Source organism: Kitasatospora albolonga (assembly GCF_039535905.1).
Classification (GTDB): domain Bacteria; phylum Actinomycetota; class Actinomycetes; order Streptomycetales; family Streptomycetaceae; genus Kitasatospora; species Kitasatospora albolonga.
Map to the genome: position 1 here is coordinate 44,270 of NZ_BAAAYB010000159.1, position 24,169 is coordinate 68,438.

At 72.0% G+C, this 24,169-nt stretch carries 20 protein-coding genes and 1 pseudogene; 16 read left to right on the plus strand and 5 right to left on the minus strand.

The annotated features are described in order from the left end of the window. Nucleotides 1–43 precede the first annotated feature (43 nt). The 8 genes from ABD946_RS41410 to ABD946_RS41445 all read left to right on the plus strand — a co-directional run bounded on the left by ABD946_RS41410 (nt 44) and on the right by ABD946_RS41445 (nt 6,451). The gene (locus ABD946_RS41410) at nt 44–1,243 is read left to right on the plus strand and encodes a hypothetical protein (RefSeq protein ID WP_345290884.1); all 1,200 of its coding nucleotides are present in this window, start codon (nt 44–46) and stop codon (nt 1,241–1,243) included. Nucleotides 1,244–1,264: 21 nt separating this feature from the next. Beyond that, nucleotides 1,265–1,777, plus strand: coding sequence for a hypothetical protein (locus ABD946_RS41415; protein WP_345290885.1), 513 nt, complete (start codon nt 1,265–1,267; stop codon nt 1,775–1,777). 109 nt (nt 1,778–1,886) lie between these two features. Next, a complete protein-coding gene (locus tag ABD946_RS41420) occupies nt 1,887–2,120 on the plus strand; it encodes a toxin-antitoxin system HicB family antitoxin (RefSeq protein WP_345290886.1) in 234 nt (77 codons plus the stop codon). Beyond that, entirely contained in the window at nt 2,117–2,545 is a 429-nt protein-coding gene (locus ABD946_RS41425; protein ID WP_345290887.1) for a fic family toxin-antitoxin system, toxin component, read from the plus strand. Before ABD946_RS41420 ends, ABD946_RS41425 begins: the two co-directional genes overlap by 4 nt. A 50-nt stretch (nt 2,546–2,595) precedes the next feature. Next, nucleotides 2,596–3,423: a putative RNA methyltransferase gene (locus ABD946_RS41430; RefSeq protein WP_345290888.1), complete on the plus strand. Its 828-nt coding sequence runs from the start codon at nt 2,596–2,598 to the stop codon at nt 3,421–3,423. 178 nt (nt 3,424–3,601) lie between these two features. Continuing rightward, a complete protein-coding gene (locus tag ABD946_RS41435) occupies nt 3,602–4,885 on the plus strand; it encodes an AAA family ATPase (protein ID WP_345290889.1) in 1,284 nt (427 codons plus the stop codon). Nucleotides 4,886–4,895: 10 nt separating this feature from the next. Beyond that, nucleotides 4,896–5,219, plus strand: coding sequence for a nucleotide pyrophosphohydrolase (locus ABD946_RS41440; RefSeq protein WP_345290890.1), 324 nt, complete (start codon nt 4,896–4,898; stop codon nt 5,217–5,219). A 191-nt stretch (nt 5,220–5,410) separates the two neighbouring features. After that, nucleotides 5,411–6,451, plus strand: coding sequence for a DUF6099 family protein (locus tag ABD946_RS41445; RefSeq protein ID WP_345290891.1), 1,041 nt, complete (start codon nt 5,411–5,413; stop codon nt 6,449–6,451). A gap of 287 nt (nt 6,452–6,738) precedes the next feature. Here the strand turns inward: ABD946_RS41445 and dapD are convergent, their stop codons facing one another. Beyond that, complete coding sequence (gene dapD / locus ABD946_RS41450) at nt 6,739–7,728, minus strand: 2,3,4,5-tetrahydropyridine-2,6-dicarboxylate N-succinyltransferase (RefSeq protein ID WP_380149970.1); 990 nt, start codon at nt 7,726–7,728, stop codon at nt 6,739–6,741. A 131-nt stretch (nt 7,729–7,859) separates the two neighbouring features. Here dapD and ABD946_RS41455 point away from each other — a divergent pair, with 131 nt between their 5' ends. The 3 genes from ABD946_RS41455 to argF all read left to right on the plus strand — a co-directional run bounded on the left by ABD946_RS41455 (nt 7,860) and on the right by argF (nt 13,225). After that, nucleotides 7,860–9,401 (plus strand): 3' terminal RNA ribose 2'-O-methyltransferase Hen1, encoded by a 1,542-nt coding sequence (locus ABD946_RS41455; RefSeq protein ID WP_345290893.1) that lies wholly within the window; start codon nt 7,860–7,862, stop codon nt 9,399–9,401. Further along, nucleotides 9,401–12,091, plus strand: coding sequence for a polynucleotide kinase-phosphatase (locus ABD946_RS41460; protein WP_345290894.1), 2,691 nt, complete (start codon nt 9,401–9,403; stop codon nt 12,089–12,091). The genes ABD946_RS41455 and ABD946_RS41460 overlap by 1 nt, the downstream gene beginning before the upstream one ends. 132 nt (nt 12,092–12,223) lie before the next feature. Further along, entirely contained in the window at nt 12,224–13,225 is a 1,002-nt protein-coding gene (gene argF, locus ABD946_RS41465) for an ornithine carbamoyltransferase (protein ID WP_345290895.1), read from the plus strand. A gap of 78 nt (nt 13,226–13,303) precedes the next feature. On the opposite strand, the gene ABD946_RS41470 is transcribed toward argF, so the two are convergent. From ABD946_RS41470 to ABD946_RS41480, 3 genes are all read right to left on the minus strand, one after another. Further along, nucleotides 13,304–13,828, minus strand: coding sequence for a superoxide dismutase family protein (locus ABD946_RS41470; RefSeq protein ID WP_345290896.1), 525 nt, complete (start codon nt 13,826–13,828; stop codon nt 13,304–13,306). A gap of 156 nt (nt 13,829–13,984) precedes the next feature. Further along, on the minus strand, nt 13,985–14,833 hold the full coding sequence (locus tag ABD946_RS41475; protein WP_345290897.1) for a hypothetical protein: 849 nt from the start codon (nt 14,831–14,833) through the stop codon (nt 13,985–13,987). A 98-nt stretch (nt 14,834–14,931) separates the two neighbouring features. Continuing rightward, nucleotides 14,932–15,456 (minus strand): SigE family RNA polymerase sigma factor, encoded by a 525-nt coding sequence (locus ABD946_RS41480; RefSeq protein ID WP_345290898.1) that lies wholly within the window; start codon nt 15,454–15,456, stop codon nt 14,932–14,934. Between the two features lie 352 nt (nt 15,457–15,808). Between ABD946_RS41480 and acnA the strand changes: the two genes are divergently transcribed. The 5 genes from acnA (at nt 15,809) to ABD946_RS41505 (ending at nt 23,671) form a co-directional block, all read left to right on the plus strand. Beyond that, nucleotides 15,809–18,454: an aconitate hydratase AcnA gene (acnA, locus tag ABD946_RS41485; protein ID WP_345290899.1), complete on the plus strand. Its 2,646-nt coding sequence runs from the start codon at nt 15,809–15,811 to the stop codon at nt 18,452–18,454. Between the two features lie 154 nt (nt 18,455–18,608). Next, nucleotides 18,609–19,916, plus strand: a complete 1,308-nt coding sequence (locus ABD946_RS41490; RefSeq protein WP_345290900.1) for a glycoside hydrolase family 18 protein — start codon at nt 18,609–18,611, stop codon at nt 19,914–19,916. 376 nt (nt 19,917–20,292) lie between these two features. Then, on the plus strand, nt 20,293–21,702 hold the full coding sequence (ngcE, locus tag ABD946_RS41495; RefSeq protein WP_345290901.1) for an N-acetylglucosamine/diacetylchitobiose ABC transporter substrate-binding protein: 1,410 nt from the start codon (nt 20,293–20,295) through the stop codon (nt 21,700–21,702). Nucleotides 21,703–21,780: 78 nt separating this feature from the next. Further along, complete coding sequence (locus tag ABD946_RS41500; protein WP_345290902.1) at nt 21,781–22,713, plus strand: carbohydrate ABC transporter permease; 933 nt, start codon at nt 21,781–21,783, stop codon at nt 22,711–22,713. 13 nt (nt 22,714–22,726) lie between these two features. Further along, a complete protein-coding gene (locus ABD946_RS41505; protein WP_345290903.1) occupies nt 22,727–23,671 on the plus strand; it encodes a carbohydrate ABC transporter permease in 945 nt (314 codons plus the stop codon). A 223-nt stretch (nt 23,672–23,894) separates the two neighbouring features. Here the strand turns inward: ABD946_RS41505 and ABD946_RS41510 are convergent. Further along, nucleotides 23,895–24,169, minus strand: a pseudogene (locus tag ABD946_RS41510) (ERAP1-like C-terminal domain-containing protein); the annotation flags it as partial.

Below are 24,169 nucleotides of genomic sequence, written 5' to 3' on the forward strand. Positions count from 1 at the left end.
GTCCGCGGGGCCGTCCTCGGTGCCGTCCGCGCGGCCGCCTTCGGTGCGCACCACCGCGCTGCGGCTCGGGGCGGCCTGCCTCGGGGCCGCCCCCGCGGTGGTGCTGCGGCTGGCCGGGGTGCACCTGGATCCGGTGCCCGGGATGGTGCTGTTCGGGCTCGGGGTGCTCTCGGCCGCGCTGCTGCTGATGTGGGCGGCGGAGACCGCCCGGGCCGACATCGCGGGGCCGCTGGCGCTGGCGCTGCTGGCGTTCATCGCGGTCCTGCCCGAGTACGCCGTGGACCTCTGGTTCGCGTACACGGCGGGCTCCAAGCCGGAGTACGCCGCCTACGCCGCAGCCAACATGACCGGCGCGAACCGGCTGCTGGTCGGCGTGGGGTGGCCGATGGTGGCGCTCGCCGCGTACTTCGCGGCCCGGCGGGCGGGCGTGCGCCCCGGCGTGAGCCTGCGCGAACACCGCCGGATCGATGTCGCGTTCCTCGGTGCGGCCGCCGTCTTCGCCTTCCTGATGCCGCTGACCAGGGAGATCTCCTGGCTGGTCGGCGTCGTTCTGATCGTCTGGTACGCCTGCTACCTCTATCGGATCGGCCGCTGCAGCGAGACGGACGAGGAGGAACTGATCGGCGTCCCGGCCCGGTTGGCCGCCCTCCCGGCCCGGCGCAGGCGTCCCACCACGGTGCTGGTGTTCGCGGTCGCGGCCGCCGTGGTCTTCGCCTGCGCCGAGCCCTTCGCCACCTCGCTGGTCGACGCCGGCGCCTCGCTCGGCATCGACCGCTTCCTGCTGGTGCAGTGGCTGGCCCCGCTGGCCTCGGAGGCCCCCGAGCTGATCGTCGCGGTGGTCTTCGCCTGGCGGCTGCGCGGCGACGACGGGCTCGGCGCCCTGCTCTCCAGCAAGGTCAACCAGTGGACCCTGCTGATCGCCTGCCTCCCGCTCGCCTACGCGGCGGGCGGCGGCAGCTGGGCGCTCCCGCTGGTGGAGCGTCAGGTGGACGAGGTGCTGCTGACGGCGGCCCAGACCGTGCTGGCCGTCGTCCTGCTGCTGGACCTGCGCTTCCTGCCGTGGAAGGCGGGCCTGCTCTTCGCGCTGTTCGTGGTGCAGTTCGTCCTCCCCGGCGAGAACGACCGGCTGGTCCTCAGCTACGTCTACCTGGCCCTCGCTCTCGCCCTGCTCACCCGGCAGTGGCGCCAACTCGCTCCCACGGCCCGGGCCCTGGCCGGGAAAATCGAGGGCGACCCGCACTGACCCCCGTTAGCGTTGCCCGGCGTGACGACGAGCGGGAACGACCCCTTCCACACCTGGCTGGCGGTGCTCGCCGGGGAACCCGAGCTGGACCTGGACCCGGCCCGGCTGTCCGACGACGCGCTGGCCTGGCTGCGCGCCGTCCGGGACGCGCACGGCGAGGTCGCTCCGCCGTACCTGCCCGAACTGATGCTGGAGCGCCGCGCCGCGCTGGCCGAAACCGCCCTGGCGGCACTGCGCGCGGCGGCCGAGCGGGACCTCGGGCTCCCGCTCGACGACCTGCGGCCGGAGGTCGAGGCGGAGTGCGAGTTCGACCCGATCGGCTCGGTCGGCCTGTTCGGCGAGCAGGTCCGCGCGCTGGGCCTGGAGGAGGCGAAGGTGACCGTCGCGGACGCCGTCCAGACCTTCGTCGCCCACGTCCACCTGAGGGTCTGGCCGGTCTGCCGGGACCACGGGGCGGGCCTGCACCCGGGGCTGACGGACGGTCAGGCGGTGTGGTGCTGCCGGGTCGGCGGACACGACCTGCCGATGCCCTGAGCGGAGCGGCCGGTCCGTCGGAGGGGGTAAGCGCCCCGCGCGCGGGTACAGGAGTGAGGCGGCCGGAATGCGCCCTTGTTGTGCTAGCACATCGGCGCTAGCTTGAAGCATGACCAAGAAGCAGCTGAACGTCAGGGTGGATGCCACGACCGCCGAGATCGCCCGCGAGCGGGCCGAGCAGCAGGGGATCAGCATGAACCAGTACATCGAACGGCTCGTGCGCCAGGACATGGGCGAGGCCGGTCGGCTGTTCGTCGACACCGCGGCCCAGTTCATGAAGGAGTACGAGAGCGCCTTCCTCGCCGAGTTCGCCGGCTCCGAGCTCCAGGACGTGCGCCGTTGAAACTTGAGGTAGACCTGTCCTGGCTGCTCATGACCGCCGAGCAGTACACCCCGGGCGACCCCCAGGTGACCGACTACGGATCCCTGCTCGCCGCCGTCGCCCGGCACCAGGCCGAGATATTCGACATCACCGTCTACCCCGAACCGCAGGACCGCGCCGCGGCCCTGATGCACCAGCTGATCCGCGTCCCCGCGCTGGAGCGGACCAACGAACTGTTCGCGACCGCCGTCGCGTACTCCTACCTGGTGGCCAGCGGCTGCAACGTGGCCACCACCGCGCGCGAGGTGCGCAGCCTGGCCCGGGCGATCCGGGAGGGCAAGCTGAGCGTCAGCGGCGTCTCCGAGCGGCTGGCCGGCTGGATCGTCGAGGACCCCGAGGACGAAGAGGTCAGCGGCGACGACGACGGCGAGGGCGAAGCCGACTGAGCCCTCAGTAAGCTGGTGGCCCACCCCCGGACCGGCGAGGACCACCGACGTTGCTGCAGGACATCGAGCAGTACCTGGCCTGCCCGCACTGTGCCCGGCCGCTCGCCCTGGACGGGCGGACCCTGCGCTGTGCGTCGGGCCACGGCTTCGACCAGGCCAAGCAGGGCTACGTCAGCCTGCTGGCCGGTGACGCGCACACCGGGACGGGCGACACCGCCGAGATGGTCGCCGCCCGGAGCGGGTTCCTGTCGGCCGGGCACTACCGGCCGATCGCGGACGCGCTGGCGGTGGCCGCCGCCGGGGAGGGGCCGGTCGACGGCCTGATCGCCGACCTCGGCGCGGGCACCGGGCACTACCTGGCGCACGTGCTGGAGCGGGCCGGCGGGGTGGGCGCGGCGCTCGACATCTCCAAGTACGCCCTGCGGCGCGCGGCCAAGGTGCACCCGCGGATCGGCGCGCTGGTCTGCGATGCCTGGCGCCCCCTTCCGCTCCAGGACCGGTCCGCCGAGCTGCTGCTCAACGTCTTCGCGCCGCGCAACGGCCCCGAGATGCGCCGGGTGCTCCGGCCAGGCGGCCGGCTGCTGCTGGTCACCCCGACCTCCCGTCACCTCGGGGAGCTGGTGGCCGCGTTGGGCCTGCTCTCGGTGGACGAGGAGAAGGAGCGCCGCACCGAGGAGAAGCTCAGCCCCTGGTTCACCCGCACCGACCGCACCGAGGTCGAGTTCACCCTCCGGCTCGGGCGGGCGGAGGCGGAGGCCGTGGTGGCGATGGGCCCGAACGCCTGGCACACCGACCGGGAGGAGCTCGCCGCCGCCCTGGCCGGGCTGCCGGACCCGGTCGAGGTGACCGGCTCGGTGCTCCTCACCACCTACCGCTGACGGCTTCCGCCGCTTCCGCTCCTGACGGCCCGTCACTGCTGTCACTGCTGTCACGTCGGCACCCCCTCCGGCCTGCGCATATCACGGACCGACGCCCGTCCCGCGCGGCGGACCCGTTGGGATGAACCTCCGGAGCAGGCACGTTTCTGTGCGCCGGCCGACGGCTAACGTCCCCCGGGTGACCAGCGACGTTCTCCCGACACCCGCCGTCCGCCCCGTGCTCCGCCCCACGGTGGAGGAGCTGCGCCTCACCTCCTTCAAGTCGTACCGCCGCACCACCCTGCCGCTCGCCCCGCTGACGGTGCTGCACGGCCCGTCCGGGGTCGGCAAGTCGAACGCGCTGGACGCGCTGGCCACCCTCTCCCGGCTCGCCCTCGGCGAACCGATCGGCCCCTCGCTGGACGGCACCGGCTGCGCCTCCGGCCCGCTCGCGCTGCCGATCAGGGGCGGCATGCTGGGCTGCGTCCCGCACGGCCGGAACGCGATCATCCTGGGCTGCACCGTCCGCTCCGCCGACGGCCCGATCCGCCTGGAGCTGGTGGTCCGCACCGACGGGCCGGTCCGGGTCGCCCGGGAGTGGCTGACCTGCGCGGGGCGGACCCTGGTGGAGACCGGGGAGCAGGACGTGGCGCACGGCAAGGTCAACGTCACCTGGCACAACGACACCCGGCAGGGCGACATCCGGGCGCCGTTCCCCAGCGAGAGCCTGATCACCGCTCAGATCCCGCTCCGGGTGGCCGGGTCCTCGGCCGGCGAGCGCAGGGTGCTGGCCGCCGCCGAGCAGCTGCTCACCGCCCTGCGCGAGGTGTTCCCGATGCACCCGGTGCCCGCGCTGATGCGGGACTGGTCCGGGTACGAGCCCGAAGCACGGCTGCTCGGCACGGCCGCCAACGTCTCCGCCGTCCTGGCGCGGATCCGGCAGGAGTGCACCCGCCGGTACGGGCGGCTGCTGAAGGCCGTCCAGCAGGCCGCCCCGCACCCGCTGCTGGGCCTGGACGTCAGCCGCCGCGGCCCGGACTCCCGGGAGGAGCTGATGGCCGTCTTCGACGAGGGGGTGCTCGGCCGGACCAGCGCCGACCAGGCCTCCGACGGCATGCTGCGGCTGCTGGCCTTCGCCGCCGTGCTGCTCACCGGCGCCGGGGTGCTGGACGTGGACCCGGCGGGCGAGGTGCCGTCGGCGCACCGTCAGCTCACCGTGCTGGCGGAGGACCTGTCGGCGGGTCTGGCGCCCGAGCAGGTGGTCGCGCTGCTGCGGCTGGCCAAGGAGGTGTGTGCCAAGGAGGACCTCAGGCTGCTCGCCGCGGTGCAGGACCCGGGCCCGGCCCGGGAGGCGGGCGAGGAGGTGTCGCTCGTCGAGTGCCGGCGGGATCCGGCCAGCGGACACAGCGTGCTCCGGCCGGAGGCGGCCCGGGTGCCCGCGCAGTCGGCCCGCGGCGGCGCCGACGCGGCGGCGATGGGGTAGACCTGTTCGCATGACGACCGACAACACCCTGGACGAGCTCCAGCAGCGGCTCGCCGACTTCGCGGCGGCGCGGGGCTGGGGGCCCTTCCACACCCCGAAGAACCTGGCCGCCGCGCTCACCGTGGAGGCGGGCGAACTGCTGGAGATCTTCCAGTGGTTGACGCCCGAACAGGCCGAGACGGTGATGGCCGAGCCGGAGCGCGCGCACCGGGTCCGGGACGAGGTGGCCGACGTGCTCGCCTACCTGCTCCAGTTCTGCAGCGCCGTCGGCGTGGATCCGGCGGCCGCCCTCGCGGCGAAGATCGAGCGCAACGAGGTCCGCTTCCCGGTCTGAGCGCGGGGCCCGAGGCCGCCCGTGGTCGTCCGTGGTCGCCCGTGCGGGTGACACGCGTTGTCCACAGGGGGCGGTTGTCCACAGGGCGGGGCGACTTCCGGCCGTCCGGCCGCCGCCCGTCGCAGTCTTGCCGCGTGACGCACCGTCAGCCACGGCGGTGCGGTCCCACGCGAGCGAGGGGAGCGGCCGGGATGGACGCGCTGCGATTGATCAAGACCACTCGGCACGCCCTGGCGGAGGCCAGGAGCGTGCCGGACGTGCTGGCGGAGGCCTGGCAGGCGGCCCTGCTCACCGAGGCGGTCGGGGCCGGCATCGCCGGCCAGGGGGACGGCGAGCTGGCCCCGCTCGGGCAGCTGCTCTGCGACGCCGGCGCGCACGCGGTCGGCTGCCTGGAGCTGCCGGGGCCGGCCGAGGGCGGTGCCCGGGCCGGCGGGGACCGTTCGGGAGGGGACCGTTCGGGCGGGGACCAGTCGGGAGGGGACCAGGAGTGGCACCGGGCGGACTGGGGAGGGAACGGGCGGGCCTCCCGGCTGGACGAGCTGGGCGAGGCGGGGCCGGTGCTCACCGAGCTGGCGCTGCTGCTCCACGAGATGGCCGAGGCGCTGGTGGTGCTGGCCTGCGGGGCGGACGAGGAGGGCCTCTACTGGCGCTGCATCGACGGGGTGGACGCCGGGGCCGAGTGCAAGGACACGGTGGCCGAGCTGCTCCGGGCGGTCCGTCGCCGGATGCCGGAGACCTCGGGCCCGGTGGGGGTGGGTGCGGCCGGTCCGGTGGATGCGGTGGCCACGGGCGCGGTGCCCCCGGGAGAGATGCCGGAGCCAGGGCCGGCGTCGGAGCCGGAGCCGGCGTCGGAGTCGGAGCCCGGCCCGGTGCGGGCGATCGGCGGTCAGGCGGGGGACGGCGGGGCCGGACCGACGGGGAGCCAGGGGGTGCCGACCTTGGTCGTACCGCTGGGGCCGCCGGTCGCGGCGCGCGACGGTCAGCCCCGGGCGGCGGCGTCCGTCGAGAGGTCGTCCGGTCGGCGGCGGGCCTCGGCGCGGTCGGCGGAGGACTGCAGATCGGCGTCCAGTCCGGCGAGGTCGGCGTTCAGGTCGGCCAGCAGCCGCTGCATCTGCTCCAGCAGGCTCATCGGCGCTGCGGCCGGGGCGGGCGTGGTCTGCTGTGGTGCGGTGGGTGCCTCGGACCAGGGCTCGGACATGAGCGGACCCCTTCAGCTCGGTAGTGCGGTGTGACCCGACGGATGTCGGTGGCGGGGCCACCGCTCGGGCAAGCGGCCCCGCGGGTCCAACGAACCCGGCCGGAGCCCGGTCACCGCAGACCACTCGTAGAGGTCCAACACCCGCCCGCGGTCAGCCCCAGGGGTGATCCCGGTTTGCGGCCGGGCCCGCCGCTCGGCTACCGGGGGCCGGCTGCCGGGGTCGGGGACGACGCGCTCGGGAACGACGCGCTCGGGAACGACGCGGGCGCGGCACCGGGAGTCCCGGTGCCGCGCCCGTCGGCGGCCGATCCTGACCGGAGGTCAGTTGTGCGCGTGCAGCTCGGCGTTGAGGCCGCCCCACGAGCCGGACCGCGCGATCACCTCGACCGCACCGGTCTGCGAGTTGCGACGGAACAGCAGGTTGTCCTGGCCGGAGAGCTCGACCGCCTTGGCGACCTTGCCGTCCGGGGTGGTGACGCGGGTGCCGGCGGTCACGTACAGACCGGCCTCCACCACGCAGTCGCTGCCCAGCGAGATGCCGATGCCGGCGTTGGCGCCGAGCAGGCAGCGCTCGCCGACCGAGACGACCTGCTTGCCGCCGCCCGACAGGGTGCCCATGATCGAGGCGCCGCCGCCGATGTCGCTGTGGTCGCCGACCACGACGCCCGCGCTGATCCGGCCCTCCACCATCGAGGTGCCCAGGGTGCCGGCGTTGAAGTTGACGAAGCCCTCGTGCATCACGGTGGTACCGACGGCCAGGTGCGCGCCGAGGCGGACACGGTCCGCGTGGGCGATCCGGACGCCGCTCGGCGCCACGTAGTCGGTCATCCGGGGGAACTTGTCGATCCCGTACACGGCCAGCTGCCCGCCCTGCGCGCGGACGGCGAGCCGGGCGCGCTCGACCAGGTCCACCGGCACCGGGCCGATGCTGGTCCAGGCGACGTTGGCCAGCAGGCCGAAGATGCCGTCCAGGTTCTGGCCGTGCGGCTTGACCAGACGGTGGCTCAGCAGGTGCAGGCGCAGGTAGGCGTCGTGCGCGTCCACCGGCTTCTCGTCCAGCGAGGAGATGGTGGTGCGCACCGCGATCACCTCGACGCCGCGGCGGGCGTCGGTGCGCAGCGCCTCGGCCGCGCCCTGGCCGAGGGCGGCGTCGGCCTCCTCGGCGGTCAGCCGGACGGTCCCGGACGGGCCGGGGGCGTCGGCCAGCTCCGGGGCCGGGTACCAGGTGTCGAGGATGGTGCCGTCCTCGGCGACGGTCGCCAGACCGACGGCGAGGGCACCGCTTGCGAGGGTGGAGGTTTCAGCAGTCACATCGAGCACGTTAACGAATCGCCCCCCGCCCTGACGAACACGCTCACCGACCGGACAGGTCGTGCGTCCCCGCTGGTCACCCGGGGAAAACCCGGTGTCGGCCCGGCCGGGCCTCGGCGATACTCGGACGGGTGTTCATCTCGATCTCCACCACAGGAACGGCCGAACGCCCGGCTTCCGACCTGGGCTTTCTGCTCCACAAGCACCCCGACAAGGTGCAGCAGTTCTCGACGTCGCACGGCGAGGCCCACGTCTTCTACCCAGAAGCGGGCGAGCGGTCGTGCACGGCGGTGATGCTGCTGGACGTCGACCCGGTCGCGCTGGTCCGCAAGGGCCGCGGCAAGGGCCGCTCGGGGTCGCCCGACTTCGCCCTGGCCCAGTACGTCAACGACCGCCCCTACGCCGCCTCCTCGCTGCTCGCGGTCGCGTTGCGCACGGTCTTCCGGACGGCGATGAAGGGCGTCTGCGAGCTGCGCCCCGGCCTGGCCGAGCAGCCCCGGCCGCTGCGGATCGCGCTGCCCGCCGTGCCGGCCAACGGCGCTGGCGAGGGCGGTGGCCCGGCCATGGTGCGCCGCCTGTTCGAGCCGCTCGGCTGGCAGGTCGAGGCGGAGGCGATCCCGCTGGACGAGGCCTTCCCGGAGTGGGGCGCGTCCCGCTACGTCCGGGTGGAGCTGACGGCGGAGCTGCGGCTGGCCGACGCGCTCCAGCAGCTGTACGTGCTGCTGCCGGTGCTGGACGGCTCGAAGCACTACTGGGTCGCTCCCGACGAGGTGGACAAGCTGCTCGCGGCGGGCGAGGGCTGGCTCGGGGCCCACCCGGAGCTCGGCCTGATCACCCGTCGGTACCTGGCCCGCCGCTGGTCGCTGACCAGGGTGGCGATGGAGCGCCTGGAGCTGGCCCGGCTGGCCGAGGCGGACGACCGAGAGGCGGAGGAGCTCGACAACGCGGTGGACGACGGCCCGGAGGGGGCCGGCACCGCGGACGCCTCCGAGGCTCCGGGCTCGCCGGAGGAGAGCGCCAAGCCGGTCGGCCTGGCGGTACTGCGCCGGGAGGCGATCCTGGCCGCCCTGCGCGAGACCGGTGCGGCCCGGGTGCTCGACCTCGGCTGCGGCCAGGGCGAGTTGGTGGCCGAGCTGCTCAAGGACCCGGCGGTCACCGAGGTGCTCGGGGTGGACGTGTCCTCCCGCGCCCTGTCGGCGGCGGCCCGCAAGCTCCGGCTGGACCGGATGTCGGAGCGTCAGGCCGCCCGGGTCGGGCTGGTCCAGGGCGCGCTCACCTACACCGACGCCCGGCTGAAGGGCTACGACGCGGCGGTCCTCTCCGAGGTGATCGAGCACCTCGACCTGCCCCGGCTGCCCGCGCTGGAGTACGCGGTGTTCGGCGCGGCCCGCCCCGGCGCGGTCGTGGTGACCACGCCGAACGTCGAGTACAACGTCCGCTGGGAGACGCTGCCGGCCGGCCACGTCCGGCACGCCGACCACCGCTTCGAGTGGGACAGGGCGGAGTTCCTGGCCTGGGCCGGGAAGGTGGCCGCCGACTACGGGTACACCGTCACCGTCCGTCCGGTGGGTCCGCTGGACGAGGAGGTCGGCGCGCCGACCCAGCTCGCCCTGTTCCGCCGCGACGACACCGCACCGACCACCACCGACTCCCACGAGAGGAGCGCTGCCTGATGACCACCCAGAACCGCACCGACACCCCCGATGACGAGCAGCCGCGCGTCCGCTCCCTCCCGGTCACCGACGTCTCGCTGGTAGTCCTGATCGGCTCCAGCGGCTCCGGCAAGTCGACCTTCGCCCGCCGTCACTTCCGCCCGACCGAGGTGGTCTCCTCGGACTTCTGCCGGGGTCTGGTCGCCGACGACGAGAACGACCAGTCCGCCTCGGCCGACGCCTTCGACGTGCTCCACTACATCGTCGGCAAGCGGCTGGCGGCCGGCCGCCGCACCGTGGTGGACGCCACCAACGTCCAGGCCGAGGCGCGCCGCCAGCTGATCAAGATCGCCCGGGACCACGACGTCCTGCCGATCGCCATCGTGCTGGACGTGCCGGAGGGCGTCTGCGCCGAGCGCAACCGCACCCGCCCGGACCGGCAGCTGCCCGCGCACGTGATCCCCCGTCAGCAGCGCGAGCTGCGCCGCTCGCTGCGCGGGCTGGAGCGCGAGGGCTTCCGCAAGGTGCACGTCCTGCGCGGCGAGGCGGAGGTCGAGGCGGCCGAGATCCGCACCGAGAAGCGCTACAACGACCTGCGGCACCTCAGCGGCCCGTTCGACGTCATCGGTGACGTCCACGGCTGCCGCTCCGAGCTGGAGACCCTGCTCACCACCCTCGGCTACCGGCTCACCCGGGACGGGCAGGGCCGCCCGGTGGACGCCGTCCACCCCGAGGGCCGCACCGCCGTCTTCGTCGGTGACCTGGTCGACCGCGGCCCGGACAGCCCGGGCGTGCTCCGCCTGGTGATGGGCATGGTCGGCGCGGGCCACGCGCTCTGCGTGCCCGGCAACCACGAGAACAAGCTCGGCCGCTGGATGGACGGCCGCAAGGTCACCGTCTCCTACGGCCTCCAGGAGAGCATCGACCAGCTGGCGGAGGAGACCGAGGAGTTCCGCGCCGAGGCGCGGGCCTTCATGCGCGGCCTGGTCAGCCACTACCTGCTGGACGAGGGCCGGCTGGTGGTCTGCCACGCCGGTCTGCCGGAGAAGTACCACGGCCGCAACTCCGGCCGGGTCCGCTCGCACGCCCTGTACGGCGACACCACCGGCGAGACCGACGAGTACGGCCTGCCGGTCCGCTACCCGTGGGCGGAGGAGTACCGGGGCAAGGCCCTGGTGGTCTACGGCCACACCCCGGTGCCGACCGCGAGCTTCCTCAACAACACCATCTGCCTGGACACCGGCTGCGTCTTCGGCGGCAGCCTGACCGCGCTGCGCTACCCGGAGCGGGAGGTCGTCTCCGTCCCGGCCGAGCAGGAGTGGTACGCCCCGGTGCGCCCGATGCGCACCGACGCCCCGGGCGCCCGGGAGGGACGCCCGCTCGACCTGGCGGACGTGACGGGCCGTCGGGTGGTGGAGACCGCCCACCACGGCCGGGTCTCGGTCCGGGAGGAGAACGCGGCCGCTGCGCTGGAGGTGATGAGCCGCTTCGCGCTCGACCCGCGGCTGCTCGCCTACCTGCCGCCGACCATGGCACCGGTCGCCACCTCCCGCCGGGAGGGCTACCTGGAGCACCCCGACGAGGCCTTCGCCGCCTACCGCTCGGCCGGCGTCCGGCAGGTGGTCTGCGAGGAGAAGCACATGGGCTCGCGGGCCGTGGTGCTGCTCGCCAGGGACGGGGCGGCGCTGGAGAAGCGCTTCGGGGTCGAGGGCCCCGGCGCGATCTGGACCAGGACGGGCCGGGCCTTCCTGGCCGACGAGGAGCTGACCGGCGCGGTGCTCGACCGCCTGCGCACGGCGGCCGAGCGGGCCGGGCTGTTCGAGGAGCTGGCGACCGACTGGCTGCTGCTGGACGCCGAGCTGATGCCCTGGTCGCTCAAGGCCGTCGAGCTGCTGCGCCGTCAGTACGCGGCGGTCGGCGCGGCCGCCGGTTCGGCGCTGCCGCAGGTGATCGCCGCCCTGGAGGCGGGGGAGGCCCGTGGCCTGCCGCTGGCCGGGCTGACCGCCCGTCAGCGCCGGCGCGCGGCGGACGCCGAGGCCTTCGTCGAGTCCTACCGCCGCTACTGCTGGCCGACGGAGGGGCTCACCGGTCTGCGGCTGGCCCCCTTCCAGGTGCTGGCGGCGGAGGGGGCCAACCTCGCCACCCTCCCGCACGACCGGCACCTGGCCTGGATCGACCGCCTGGTCGAGGCGGACGACCAGGACGCCCCGGTCCTGCGGCACACCGGCCGTCTGCTGGTGGACACCGCCGACGAGGCCTCGGTCGCGGCCGGCACCGCCTGGTGGGAGGAGCTGACCGCCGCCGGCGGCGAGGGCATGGTGGTGAAGCCGCTGGCCTCCCTGGTCCGCGGCGACGGTCGCCCCCGCGCGGGCGAGGACGAGGACGGGCAGCGGGCCGAGGACGGGCAGCGGACCGAGGACGCCGGGGCCGGCCCGGGGGAGACCGCCGGTGGCGGCCGCCTGGTCCAGCCCGGCGTCAAGGTCCGCGGCCGGGAGTACCTGCGGATCATCTACGGCCCGGACTACACCGAGCACCTCGACCAGCTGCGTCAGCGCTCGCTCGGCCACAAGCGCTCGCTGGCCCTGCGCGAGTACGCGCTCGGTCTGGAGGCGCTGGACCGCCTGGCGGCGGGGGAGCCGCTCTGGCGGGTGCACGAGGCGGTCTTCGCCGTCCTCGCGCTGGAGTCGGAGCCGGTCGACCCCCGGCTCTGACGGTCCGTCGGGGCCACCGCCGTCACGGGTGGTGGCCCCGGCCCGGACTCACCTCTCCATCGATGCATAGAAATTCAGGGAGTCGTATACACTTCCCATCTCACTGTCCCCGCAGCAACCCAGGAGCCCGGCATGGCCTTCAACCTCCGTAACCGGCACTTCCTCAAGGAGCTGGACTTCACCGCTCAGGAGTTCCGCTTCCTGATCGACCTGTCCGCCCAGCTCAAGGCCGCCAAGTACGCGGGGACGGAGCAGCGCCGCCTGGTCGGCAAGAACATCGCGCTGGTCTTCGAGAAGACCTCCACCCGCACCCGCTGCGCCTTCGAGGTGGCCGCCCACGACCAGGGCGCCACCACCACCTACCTCGACCCCTCCGGCTCGCAGCTCGGCCACAAGGAGTCGATCAAGGACACCGCCCGGGTGCTGGGCCGGATGTTCGACGGCATCCAGTACCGGGGCCACGGCCAGGTGCTGGTCGAGGAGCTGGCCGAGTTCGCCGGCGTCCCGGTGTGGAACGGCCTGACCGACGAGTGGCACCCGACCCAGGCGCTGGCCGACGTGCTGACCATCACCGAGCACACCACCGAGCCGCTGGAGCGGACCACCCTGGTCTACCTCGGTGACGCCCGCTTCAACATGGGGAACTCACTGCTCGTCACCGGTGCCCTGCTCGGGATGGACATCCGGATCGTCGCGCCCAAGCAGCTCTGGCCGAGCGAGGAGGTGCAGCAGGCGGCCCGGGAGCTGGCCGGGGCCAGCGGGGCCCGGATCACCCTCACCGAGGACGTGGCGGCGGGCGTGGCCGGGGCCGACTTCCTCTACACCGACGTCTGGGTCTCGATGGGCGAGCCCAAGGAGGTCTGGGCCGAGCGGGTCGAGCTGCTGAAGCCGTACCAGGTCTCGATGGACACCATCAAGGCCACCGGGAACCCGAAGGTCAAGTTCCTGCACTGCCTCCCGGCCTTCCATGACCTGGGCACCGAGGTCGGCCGGCAGATCCACGCGGCCACCGGCATGTCCGAGCTGGAGGTCACCGACGAGGTCTTCGAGTCCCACCACTCGGTGGTCTTCGACCAGTCGGAGAACCGCCTCCACACCATCAAGGCCGTCCTGGTGGCCACCCTCGGCTCCTGACGCCCCTTCGGGACGGGCGGCAGGACTGGCGGCAGGGCAGAAGGGCGGGCGGGCAGAAGCGCAGGCGGGTGGGGAGCGTCAGAAGTCCACGTTGACGCAGCCCACCCGCTGCGCCAGCGAGTGCCCCTGCCCGTCCTGCCCGGCGTGCAGCACCAGCGACCCGGCCCCGCCCGGGCGGAACTCCCAGGCCACGGTGGAGCGGGCCGCCGCCCGGCCGTGCTCGTCGGTGCGCAAGGTGAGCCAGAGCTCGTTGCGGTCGTTGGCGTAGGCCGGGTCGGTGGAGGGCTGCACCGGGTCGGCCCGGTCCTGGTAGTGCGGGCCCGCGTCGCCGGGCGCGGTGCCGCAGCCCCGCACGTGCGCGTGCACGGGGTAGGTGTGACCGGGCGTCAGTCCGTCCACCTCCACGGACACGGTGGTGGTGCCGCCGGCGCGCTCCACCACCACCCGCACGGCGGCGCCGTAGGGCACGGCCTCCGGCGCGAAGCTCACGGCGGTGGCGGGCACGATCCCGTCCGGCCGGTCGAAGGCCGCCTCCACCGTGGTGCACGGCAGGACGGTGGCGGGCAGCAGCGCGAGCGCGGCCAGGGCAGGGGCGGCGGGCATGGCGGGGCCTCTCGGCTCTCGGGGCGGACGTCCGCCCCCAAGCTGCCAGTTGATCCCGCTCCGCCCCGCCCGGCACTCACCGGGACCCGCCGAAGTCACCCGTACGAGGGGCCCGCCGATACGAGGGGCCCGCCGATGCCCCCGGGCGGGAGGGCCTCAGCCGGCCTTCGGGGCGAGGGTCGCCCGGCCGTCGGTGTACACCTTGATCTCGGCGGCCGCCCGCGCGGCCTGCTCCGCGCTGATCGTGGTGGTCCAGGACGGGCTGAGCACGACCGCCTCCAACTGCTCCAGACTCATCGGCGGTCCCGCGAGCCGCTTCTCCCGCTGACGGTCCATCACGCTGTTGCTGGATGCGGAAACCCGCACGCGGTCGGCGCGCAGCAGGTCGGCGCCACGCTGCACGTCCTCACCGACCCGGCTCTCCCACACCAGCAGCCGGCTGCCGTCCGGCCGGGTGGAGCTCCGGCAGACGAGCTGGGGCCCGCGGTTCGCGCAGTCGAAGACGTCGCCGTCGGTACCCGGCACCCCCGGCTTCCCGGCGGTGGGGGAGAAGTCCGGGGTCAGGGCCATCCCGATCCGGGCGGTGCCCGCGTCGGTCCGGACGGTGAGCTCCCCGCGGGCCTCGGGCTGGGCCGTGCCGGGCAGGAGGTCCCGCCCGGTGTAGTCGCCGTGCGTCAGTGCGACGGGGACCAGCCGGGCCAGGTTCAGGACGGCCGCCTGTCCGGTGAGCGGGACCTGTCCGGCAGCGGTCGCCGGGGTACCGCCACTTGCCGCCGTCAACGCCACGCGGGTTCCGTCGGCGGGCTCGCCCGGCCCCGGGGTGACGGTCAGCGCCCCGCCGACGGCCAACACCGCCACGACCGCCGTGGCGCCGGCCACCCCGAAGGCCCGCCGCCTCCGGAGCGCCGCCCCTTCCCGCGCCGCCCCGGCGATCAGCGGCCCCAGGTCCGGCGCGGCGTCCCCCACCGCGTCGCCGAACACCTTCTGCACGTCCTTCGGTTCCATCTGACATCCCCTCGGATCGGACTGGTCGAATGCGGTACGGACACGGCTGCCGCCGCCCCGGCTGACGTCCCGGCTGATGTCCCGGTCGACGCCCCGGTTCACGGCGCGGAGAGCTGGTCGAGCGGCCCGAGCGCGGTGCGCAGCCGCCCCAGCGCCCGCAGGCACTGGCTGCGGACGGCGCCCGGCCGGAGCTGAAGCTCGGCGGCGGTCTCCTCGACGCTGCGGTCCTCCCAGTACCGGAGCACCAGCACGGCCCGGTCCCGCGGCGGGAGTTGGGCCAGGGCGGCGAGGAGGGTGACCCGCAGGGCCGGGTCACCGTCCGGTGCGGCGGGCGGTTCGGGCAGCTCGCCGAGCGAGGGCCGTTCGCCGGACCGCTTGAGCCGACGGTGCGACAGGAAGCAGCGCATCAGGACGCTGCGCGCGTACGCCTCGGGGGAGTCGGCCCGGCGGACCCGTCCCCAGGAGGCGTGGATGCGGGCCAGCGCGGTCTGGGTCAGGTCCTCCGCGAGGTGCCAGTCGCCGCAGAGCAGCAGCGCGGTGCGGAACAGCGCGCCGCCCCTGTGCTGGGCGAACTCCTCGAACTCCCGCAGTCTCTTCTCGGACCGCCGGCTGCTCCCGAGCAAGGCGCCTCCCCCGTACCGGCCCCGCCCGGTGCGAGGCAGCCGATACCCAGACGCCCGAGCGCCCGGGCCGCGTTACGGCTCCGGCGAAGGTGACCTGATGTTGTGTGAGGGCGGTCCGAGCGGAACTTTGGACAGGTGCTCAAGGACGGCTGTCAGATAGGGGCATGCCTGACGTGGAGACGGCGCACCCATGCACTATGGTTTATCTCGACATCGAGATAACTCCGCGCTAGGGTCTATCTTGACGTCAAGATACTTGCCGAGAGGCGTACGCCTCCCAAGGTGGCGGCCAGGCCCAAGTTAGGGTCACCTTACCACCGGGTGGATCCAGAAGGACCAGAAGGAGTCAGTCGTGTCCGCGAACAGCTTCGACGCCCGCAGCTCGCTGCAGGTGGGCGACGAGTCGTACGAGATCTTCAAGCTCTCCGCCGTCGAGGGTGCCGAGCGGCTGCCGTACAGCCTCAAGGTCCTGCTGGAGAACCTGCTCCGCACGGAGGACGGCGCGAACATCACCGCCGACCACATCCGCGCGCTCGGCAACTGGGACGAGAACGCCCAGCCGAGCCAGGAGATCCAGTTCACCCCGGCCCGCGTGATCATGCAGGACTTCACCGGCGTGCCCTGCGTGGTCGACCTGGCCACCATGCGCGAGGCCGTGAAGGAGCTGGGCGGCGACCCGGCGAAGATCAACCCGCTCGCCCCGGCCGAGCTGGTCATCGACCACTCCGTCATCGCGGACAAGTTCGGCACCCCGGACGCCTTCGTCCAGAACGTCGAGATCGAGTACGGCCGCAACAAGGAGCGCTACCAGTTCCTGCGCTGGGGCCAGACCGCGTTCGACGAGTTCAAGGTCGTCCCGCCCGGCACCGGCATCGTCCACCAGGTCAACATCGAGCACCTGGCCCGCACCGTCATGGTCCGCGGCGGCCAGGCGTACCCCGACACCTGCGTCGGCACCGACTCGCACACCACCATGGTCAACGGCCTGGGCGTGCTGGGCTGGGGGGTCGGCGGCATCGAGGCCGAGGCTGCGATGCTCGGCCAGCCGGTCTCCATGCTGATCCCGCGCGTGGTCGGCTTCAAGCTGACCGGCGAGCTGCCGGCCGGCACCACCGCCACCGACCTGGTGCTCACCATCACCGAGATGCTGCGCAAGCACGGTGTGGTCGGCAAGTTCGTCGAGTTCTACGGCGACGGCATCGGCTCCATCCCGCTGGCCAACCGCGCCACCATCGGCAACATGTCGCCGGAGTTCGGCTCGACCTGTGCGATCTTCCCGATCGACGCCGAGACCATCAACTACCTGAAGCTCACCGGCCGCGACGAGCAGCAGCTCGCCCTGGTCGAGGCGTACGCCAAGGAGCAGGGCCTCTGGCACAACCCGGCCCACGAGCCGGTCTACTCCGAGTACCTCGAGCTGGACGTCTCCACCGTCGTCCCGTCGATCTCCGGCCCGAAGCGCCCGCAGGACCGCGTGATCCTGGCCGAGGCCGCGGGCAAGTTCGCCGAGGCCCTCCCGGCGTACTCCGCCGAGGCCAGCAAGCCGACCTCGGTGACCGCCCCCGACGGGTCCGAGTACCAGATCGACAACGGCGCGGTCGTGATCGCCTCGATCACCTCCTGCACCAACACCTCGAACCCCTCCGTCATGCTGGGCGCCGCCCTGCTGGCGAAGAAGGCCGTCGAGAAGGGCCTCACGGTCAAGCCGTGGGTCAAGACCACCCTGGCCCCCGGGTCCAAGGTCGTCATGGACTACTACGAGAAGGCCGGCGTCCTCCCCTACATGGAGAAGCTGGGCTTCAACCTGGTCGGCTACGGCTGCGTCACCTGCATCGGCAACTCGGGCCCGCTGCCCGAGGAGGTCTCCGCCGCGGTGAACGAGTCCGACCTCGCGGTCGTCTCGGTGCTCTCGGGCAACCGCAACTTCGAGGGCCGGATCAACCCGGACGTCAAGATGAACTACCTGGCCTCCCCGCCGCTGGTGGTCGCCTACGCCCTCGCCGGCAACATGAACGTCGACATCACCCGCGACGCGCTGGGCCAGGACGCCGACGGCAACGACGTCTTCCTCGCCGACATCTGGCCGTCCGAGCAGGAGGTCGCCGACACCGTCGCCGGCTCCATCGACGAGGAGATGTTCGCCAACGGCTACCAGGACGTCTTCGCCGGCGACCACCGCTGGCAGTCGCTCCCGGTCCCGACCGGCAACACCTTCGAGTGGGACGCCGAGTCCACCTACGTCCGCAAGCCCCCGTACTTCGAGGGCATGGCCAAGACCCCGAGCCCGGTGAGCGACATCGCCGGCGCCCGCGTCCTGGCCAAGCTGGGCGACTCGGTCACCACCGACCACATCTCCCCGGCCGGCAACATCAAGCCGGGCACCCCGGCCGCGCAGTACCTCACCGAGAACGGCGTGGAGAAGCGCGACTTCAACTCGTACGGTTCCCGCCGTGGCAACCACGAGGTGATGATCCGCGGCACCTTCGCCAACATCCGCCTGCGGAACCAGATCGCCGAGGGCACCGAGGGCGGCTACACCCGCGACTTCACCCAGGCCGACGCGCCGGTGTCGTTCATCTACGACGCCTCGCAGAACTACCAGGCCGCCGGCATCCCGCTGGTCGTCCTGGCGGGCAAGGAGTACGGCTCGGGCTCGTCCCGCGACTGGGCCGCCAAGGGCACCGCGCTGCTCGGCGTCAAGGCCGTCATCGCCGAGTCCTACGAGCGCATCCACCGCTCGAACCTGATCGGCATGGGCGTCCTCCCGCTGCAGTTCCCGGAGGGCCAGAACGCCGAGTCCCTCGGCCTCACCGGCGAGGAGACCTTCTCCTTCACCGGCGTGACCGAGCTCAACGAGGGCCGCACCCCGAAGACCGTCAAGGTCAAGGCCGGGGACGTGGAGTTCGACGCGGTCGTCCGCATCGACACCCCCGGTGAGGCGGACTACTACCGCAACGGCGGCATCCTGCAGTACGTGCTGCGCAGCCTGATCGGTTAATCAAGCACAGCAACGGCTGACGAAGCTGAACCCGAGGGGCCCGGACCGCACCAGCGGTCCGGGCCCCTTGTGCGTTCGCCCGCAATGGACTACACCTCTCAAGCAGCACTTGGTCCAGACCATTTGACGCTGTTTCAGAGATTGGGTCCCCCATATGCCCAGGCGAACCTCTGCACTGCTCGCGGCCGTCACGGCGGCCGCCGTCCTCGCCCCCACCGCCGCGTACGCCCACGACGCGGACCGCACACCGCAGCTGAAGGGCCAGCGGGTCGGCTACTTCACCCAGTGGGGCGTCTACTCCGGCTTCTCGTTCAAGAACGTCCAGACCTCCGGCCAGGCCGGCAAGCTCACCGTCGTCAACTACGCCTTCGGCAACGTCAGCGCCGAGGGCAAGTGCTTCGAGGCCAACGAGGCGGGCGTCGGCGACGCCTGGGCGGACTACCAGCGCCCGGTCGGCGCCGAGGAGTCGGTGGACGGGGTGGCCGACGCGGACGCCCAGCCGCTCAAGGGCTCGTTCAACCAGCTGCGCAAGCTCAAGGCCAAGAACCCCCAGCTGAAGGCCGTGATCTCGCTCGGCGGCTGGACCTGGTCCAAGTACTTCTCGGACGCCGCGCTGACCGACGCCTCGCGCAAGGCCTTCGTCTCCTCCTGCCTGGACCTCTACGTCAGGGGGAACCTGCCGCAGCTGGGCTCCGCCGAGGGCGGCCCGGGCTCGGGCCTGGGCGTCTTCGACGGCATCGACATCGACTGGGAGTACCCGGGCGGCGACGGCGACCCGGGGAACGTCTCGCGCCCCGAGGACGGCCACAACTTCACCCTGCTGATGGCCGAGTTCCGGCGCCAGCTGGACGAGCTGGGGAAGAAGTCCCGCAAGCACTACCTGCTCACCGCGGCCGTCGCGGCCAACGACAAGGTGGCCGACCGGCTGGAGCTGCCGCAGGTGGCCAAGTCGGTGGACTGGCTGAACCTGATGACCTACGACCTGCACGGCCCGTGGGAGGGCAAGGGGCCGACCAACAACCAGGCCCCGCTGTTCGCGGTGAAGGGCGACCCCGCGCCGGTCCGGCGCAGCGCGGACAAGGCCGTCCGGCACTACATCGACAAGGGCCTGCCGGCCCGGCAGACGGTGGTCGGGGTGCCGTTCTACTCGCACACCTGGACCGGGGTGCAGCCCGGCCCCAAGGGCGACGGCCTGTTCCAGCCCGCCACCGCCTCCGGCGGCGACGTGGCCTACAAGGACCTGAAGGGCCTGCCGGGCGCCGTGCACACCGACTGGCGCTCGGGCGTCAGCTGGAAGTACGACGGGAACACCTTCTACACCTTCGACACCCCCGAGGTGCTGACCGCCAAGGCCGCCTACTCCCGGCTCACCGGCCTGGGCGGCGTGATGGCCTGGGCGCTGGACCACGACGACGCCCAGGGCACTCTGGTGAAGGCCCTTGACAAGGGCATGAAGTACTGACGTAGCGTCATCCCGGGTCCGGATGCCCACCTGCGCGGCTTCGCGCGTCACTGTTCTGTGATGCGCGAAGCTGCGCATTTCTATGTTCAAACGAACACAAGCGCGCTAGATTTCTGCTTGCCGACGGGGTCGCCAGGCAAATATGCAGGCTCCCTGCACATTGCACATGCTGCACCGCCGACAACGCTTTGGCTCCCACGAGTCACATCGGGCAGTCCGGCTATTGCCGCCAGATGAACAGTGGACTATACCTTTGCGCATCACGGAAACCGCCTCTGACCGGCCCCTTGGCCGCTAGGCGCGCCTCACCCGACAGGAATTGACGGTCCGTCAGCTCCTGCACGCATCTTCTGGACACCGAGGGGTTAGGGCACTCATGGGCTCTGCAACCGAGTACAACCGTCGTGATCTGTTCAAGCGCGCCGCCGCGGTGGCCGTGCTCGCGGCAGGCAGCGGCTCGCTGCTCACCGCCTGTGCCGGTGGCACCGGCGGCAGCGCCGACAAGGGCGCCAAGGCGGCCGGCGGCTTCAACCTGTCCGACGCCAAGAACCCGTTCGGCGTCAAGGAGGCGGACGGCCTCGAGGTCTTCATCTTCGACGGTGGATACGGCAACGAGTACGCCAAGGCCTTCGAGGCGATGTACTCGAAGCAGTTCCCGGGCGCCAAGATCAACCACCAGGCCGACAAGAACATCACCGACAAGCTGCAGCCGCGCTTCAACGCCGGCTCCCCGCCGGACGTCATCGACGACTCGGGCGCCAAGCAGATCAAGCTGGACGTCCTCGCCGAGTCCAACCAGCTCACCGACCTGGCCCCGCTGCTGGACGCGCCGTACATCGACGACCCGTCGAAGAAGATCCGTGACGTGCTGATGCCCGGCACCATCGAGTCCGGCACGGTCAAGGGCAAGGTCTACAACCTGTCCTACGTCTACACCGTCTGGGGCTTCTGGTACTCCGGCAAGCTCTTCAAGGACAACGGCTGGACCGCCCCGAAGACCTGGGCCGAGTTCATCACCCTGTGCGAGCAGATCAAGGCCAAGGGCATCGCCCCGGTCGCCCACCAGGGCAAGTACCCGTACTACATCAACGTCGTCATGATGGACATGATCGCCAAGCAGGGCGGCCTGGACCTCATGAAGCGGATCGACGCCCTCGACGCCGCCGCCTGGGACGACCCGGCGGTCAAGACCGTGGTCGACGCGTTCTTCCAGATCGTCGACAAGGACTTCCTGCTCCCCGGCACCAACGGCATGACCCACACCGAGTCGCAGACCGCGTGGAACCAGTACAAGGCCGCCTTCATCCCGTCCGGCTCCTGGCTGGAGAACGAGCAGCTGCCGACCACCCCGGCCGACTTCGACATGAAGTTCCTGCCGATGCCGTCGCTGCCCGGTGACAAGCTGCCCTTCGAGGCCATCCGCGCCGGTGCCGGTGAGCCCTTCATCGTCCCGTCCAAGGCCAAGAACGTGGCCGGCGGCCTGGAGTTCCTGCGCAAGATGCTGACCAAGGAGGCCTCGGCGAGCTTCGCCCAGACCGCCAACAGCCTCACCTGCCTCAAGGACGGCGTCGGCCCCGAGGTCAAGCTCAAGCCGGGCACCGCCTCGACCGTCGTCGCCATCAAGGCGGCCGGTGACAACACCTTCAACTTCCAGTACCCGAACACCGCCTCCAAGTTCGACGAGGACCTGCAGAACGCCTCGGGCGAGCTGATGGCCAAGCGCATCACTCCGGCGGAGTGGATCAAGCGCGCCAAGGAGTCGGCCACCAAGAACAAGACCGCCTGACCGGTCGGTATCACCACAGCGCCCCGGGGGACCCGAACCGCCCCCGGGGCGTCCGCCTGACGGACAGGAGAAGTGACCATGCGTCACGGCAAGTACCCCTTCATCGTGGGGTTCCTCTTTCTTCCGATCCTGCTGTACGTGGGCCTCGTGCTCTGGCCGTACGCGCAGACCTTCGGATACTCCCTGACCGACTGGTCAGGGGCGAGCCAGGAGATGAACTTCGTCGGCCTGGACAACTACACGAAGCTCTTCGGTGATGAGGTCTTCGGCAACGCCCTGTGGCACAACCTGATGCTGCTGGTGCTGCTGCCCGTCGTGACGATCCTGATCGCGCTGTTCTTCGCCTTCATGCTCAACGTCGGTGGCAAGGGCGGCACCGGCGGCGTCCAGGGCGTGAAGGGGGCCGGCTTCTACAAGGTGGTCTTCTTCTTCCCGCAGGTGCTCTCCATCGCGATCCTCGCGGTGCTCTGGGGCGCGGTCTACCGCACCGACCAGAGCGGCCTGGCCAACGGCATCCTGATCAAGCTGGGCCTGGCCACCGCCACCGACCCGGTGCAGTGGCTGTCCGACCCGGACATGGTCATGTGGTGCGTGCTCGCGGTGCTGGTCTGGTCCGGCGTCGGCTTCTACCTGGTGCTGTTCTCGGCCTCCATGCAGTCCATCCCGAAGGACATCTACGAGGCCGCCCTGCTGGACGGCGCCAAGCGCGGCCAGACCTTCTTCCGGATCACCCTCCCGCTGCTCTGGGAGACGGTCCAGACCGCCTGGGTCTACCTGGCGATCGTCGCCATGGACGCCTTCGCGCTGGTCGCCTCGATCACCCCCGGCGCCTACTTCGGCGGTGGCCCCGACCACCACTCCGAGTTGATCTCGACCTACCTGATGCGCAGCTTCCTGCGCAACGGCGAGGCGGGCTACGCCTGTGCCATGGGCGTGGTGATCTTCTTCTTCACGCTGATCCTGACCGTCGTCTCGCTCTGGGCCACCAAGCGCGACAAGATCGAGTACTGAGCGGGGACCTGTGATGGCGACTCTCGACAAGACCGCGAAGGTTCCCGGTCAGACCCGCACCGGCGGCCAGGCCGCCCCGGACCGCGGCAAGCGCTTCGGCGAGGAGGGCGGCGTCCTCAACGTCTTCTCGCACGGCTTCCTGGCCGTCTGGGCGGTCCTGATCGTCCTGCCGCTCGGCTGGGTGGTGCTCGGCTCCTTCAAGACCGACGCCCAGATCAACGGCTCCGCCTGGAGCTGGCCCGAGTCCTTCGGCTTCGACGCCTTCGGGCGGGCCTGGGAGAAGGGCATCGGCGGGTTCTTCGTGAACACGCTGATCGTGCTGGCCGGCTCGGTCACCCTGACCATGCTGCTCGGCTCGATGGCCGCCTACGTGCTGGCCCGGTACGAGTTCAAGGGCAACCGGGTCATCTACTACCTGTTCGTGGCCGGCTCGATGTTCCCGGTCTACCTGGCCCTGGTGCCGCTGTTCTTCATGGTCCGCAACCTCGGCGAGATCTCGCCGTACCTGGGCCTGAACAGCTACGCCGGCCTGATCCTGGTGTACGTCGCGTACTCGCTGCCGTTCACAGTGTTCTTCATGTACTCGTTCTTCCGCACCCTGCCGGGCGCGGTGCACGAGGCGGCGATGCTGGACGGCTGCTCGCACACCCGGGCGTTCTTCCAGGTCATGGTGCCGATGGCGAAGCCGGGCCTGATCAGCGTCGGCATCTTCAACATCCTGGGCCAGTGGAACCAGTACATCCTGCCGGTCACCCTGATGCAGCCCACCACCGCCGGTGAGGCCGACCACTCGATGCTGGCCCAGGGCCTGGTCAACCTGGCCCTGCAGTCCGGCTACAAGAGCGACGCCCCGGCGCTGTTCGCCGGCATGACGATCGCCATGCTGCCGGTGCTGGTGGTGTACCTCTCCTTCCAGCGCCAGGTGCAGGCCGGTCTGACCTCGGCCACCCTGAAGTAGTCGCGAACGACACCCGAGGGGCCCGGTCCGGGAAGGACCGGGCCCCTCGGCGTGCTCGGGGCTGTCTCCCCGGCAGGGCCAGGGCCGCGTCGCCGGGGCACGCACCTCGCCACCTTCTCGTCGGTCGCCGATGCTCCGCATGGACTCCCTCCTCGGCGGCGCCGAGCCACGCACCCCGACGACGCGGCCCGATCTGACCCCGCCGAGGAGACAGCCCCAGCGGCTAGGCCCGGTCGGCGGCCTGCGCCCGCAGGGCGCGGGCCAGGTCGTCCCGGCACTCCAGCACCAGGCGGCGCAGCGCCGGAGCGGCCTGCGGGTGCCCGGCCAGCCAGGCGTCGGTCGCGGCCAGGGTGGCCTCGTCGGTCTGGAAGCGCGGGAAGAAGCCGCTCACGATCCGCATCGCGATCTCGATCGAGCGCTGCGCCCAGACCTCCTCGATCACCCCGAAGTACGGGGCGGCGTACCCGGCGGTCAGCTCCCGCTGCCCGGCCTGCGTGA

Coding starts and splice junctions, on each gene's coding strand:
- ABD946_RS41420 (WP_345290886.1), top strand. CDS start 1,887: ATGACCAAGAAGCAGCTGAACGTCAGGGTGGATGCCACGACCGCCGAG.
- ABD946_RS41440 (WP_345290890.1), top strand. CDS start 4,896: ATGACGACCGACAACACCCTGGACGAGCTCCAGCAGCGGCTCGCCGAC.
- ABD946_RS41445 (WP_345290891.1), top strand. CDS start 5,411: ATGGACGCGCTGCGATTGATCAAGACCACTCGGCACGCCCTGGCGGAG.
- ABD946_RS41460 (WP_345290894.1), top strand. CDS start 9,401: ATGACCACCCAGAACCGCACCGACACCCCCGATGACGAGCAGCCGCGC.
- argF (WP_345290895.1), top strand. CDS start 12,224: ATGGCCTTCAACCTCCGTAACCGGCACTTCCTCAAGGAGCTGGACTTC.
- ABD946_RS41470 (WP_345290896.1), bottom strand. CDS start 13,828: ATGCCCGCCGCCCCTGCCCTGGCCGCGCTCGCGCTGCTGCCCGCCACC.
- ABD946_RS41475 (WP_345290897.1), bottom strand. CDS start 14,833: ATGGAACCGAAGGACGTGCAGAAGGTGTTCGGCGACGCGGTGGGGGAC.
- ABD946_RS41490 (WP_345290900.1), top strand. CDS start 18,609: ATGCCCAGGCGAACCTCTGCACTGCTCGCGGCCGTCACGGCGGCCGCC.
- ngcE (WP_345290901.1), top strand. CDS start 20,293: ATGGGCTCTGCAACCGAGTACAACCGTCGTGATCTGTTCAAGCGCGCC.
- ABD946_RS41500 (WP_345290902.1), top strand. CDS start 21,781: ATGCGTCACGGCAAGTACCCCTTCATCGTGGGGTTCCTCTTTCTTCCG.
- ABD946_RS41505 (WP_345290903.1), top strand. CDS start 22,727: ATGGCGACTCTCGACAAGACCGCGAAGGTTCCCGGTCAGACCCGCACC.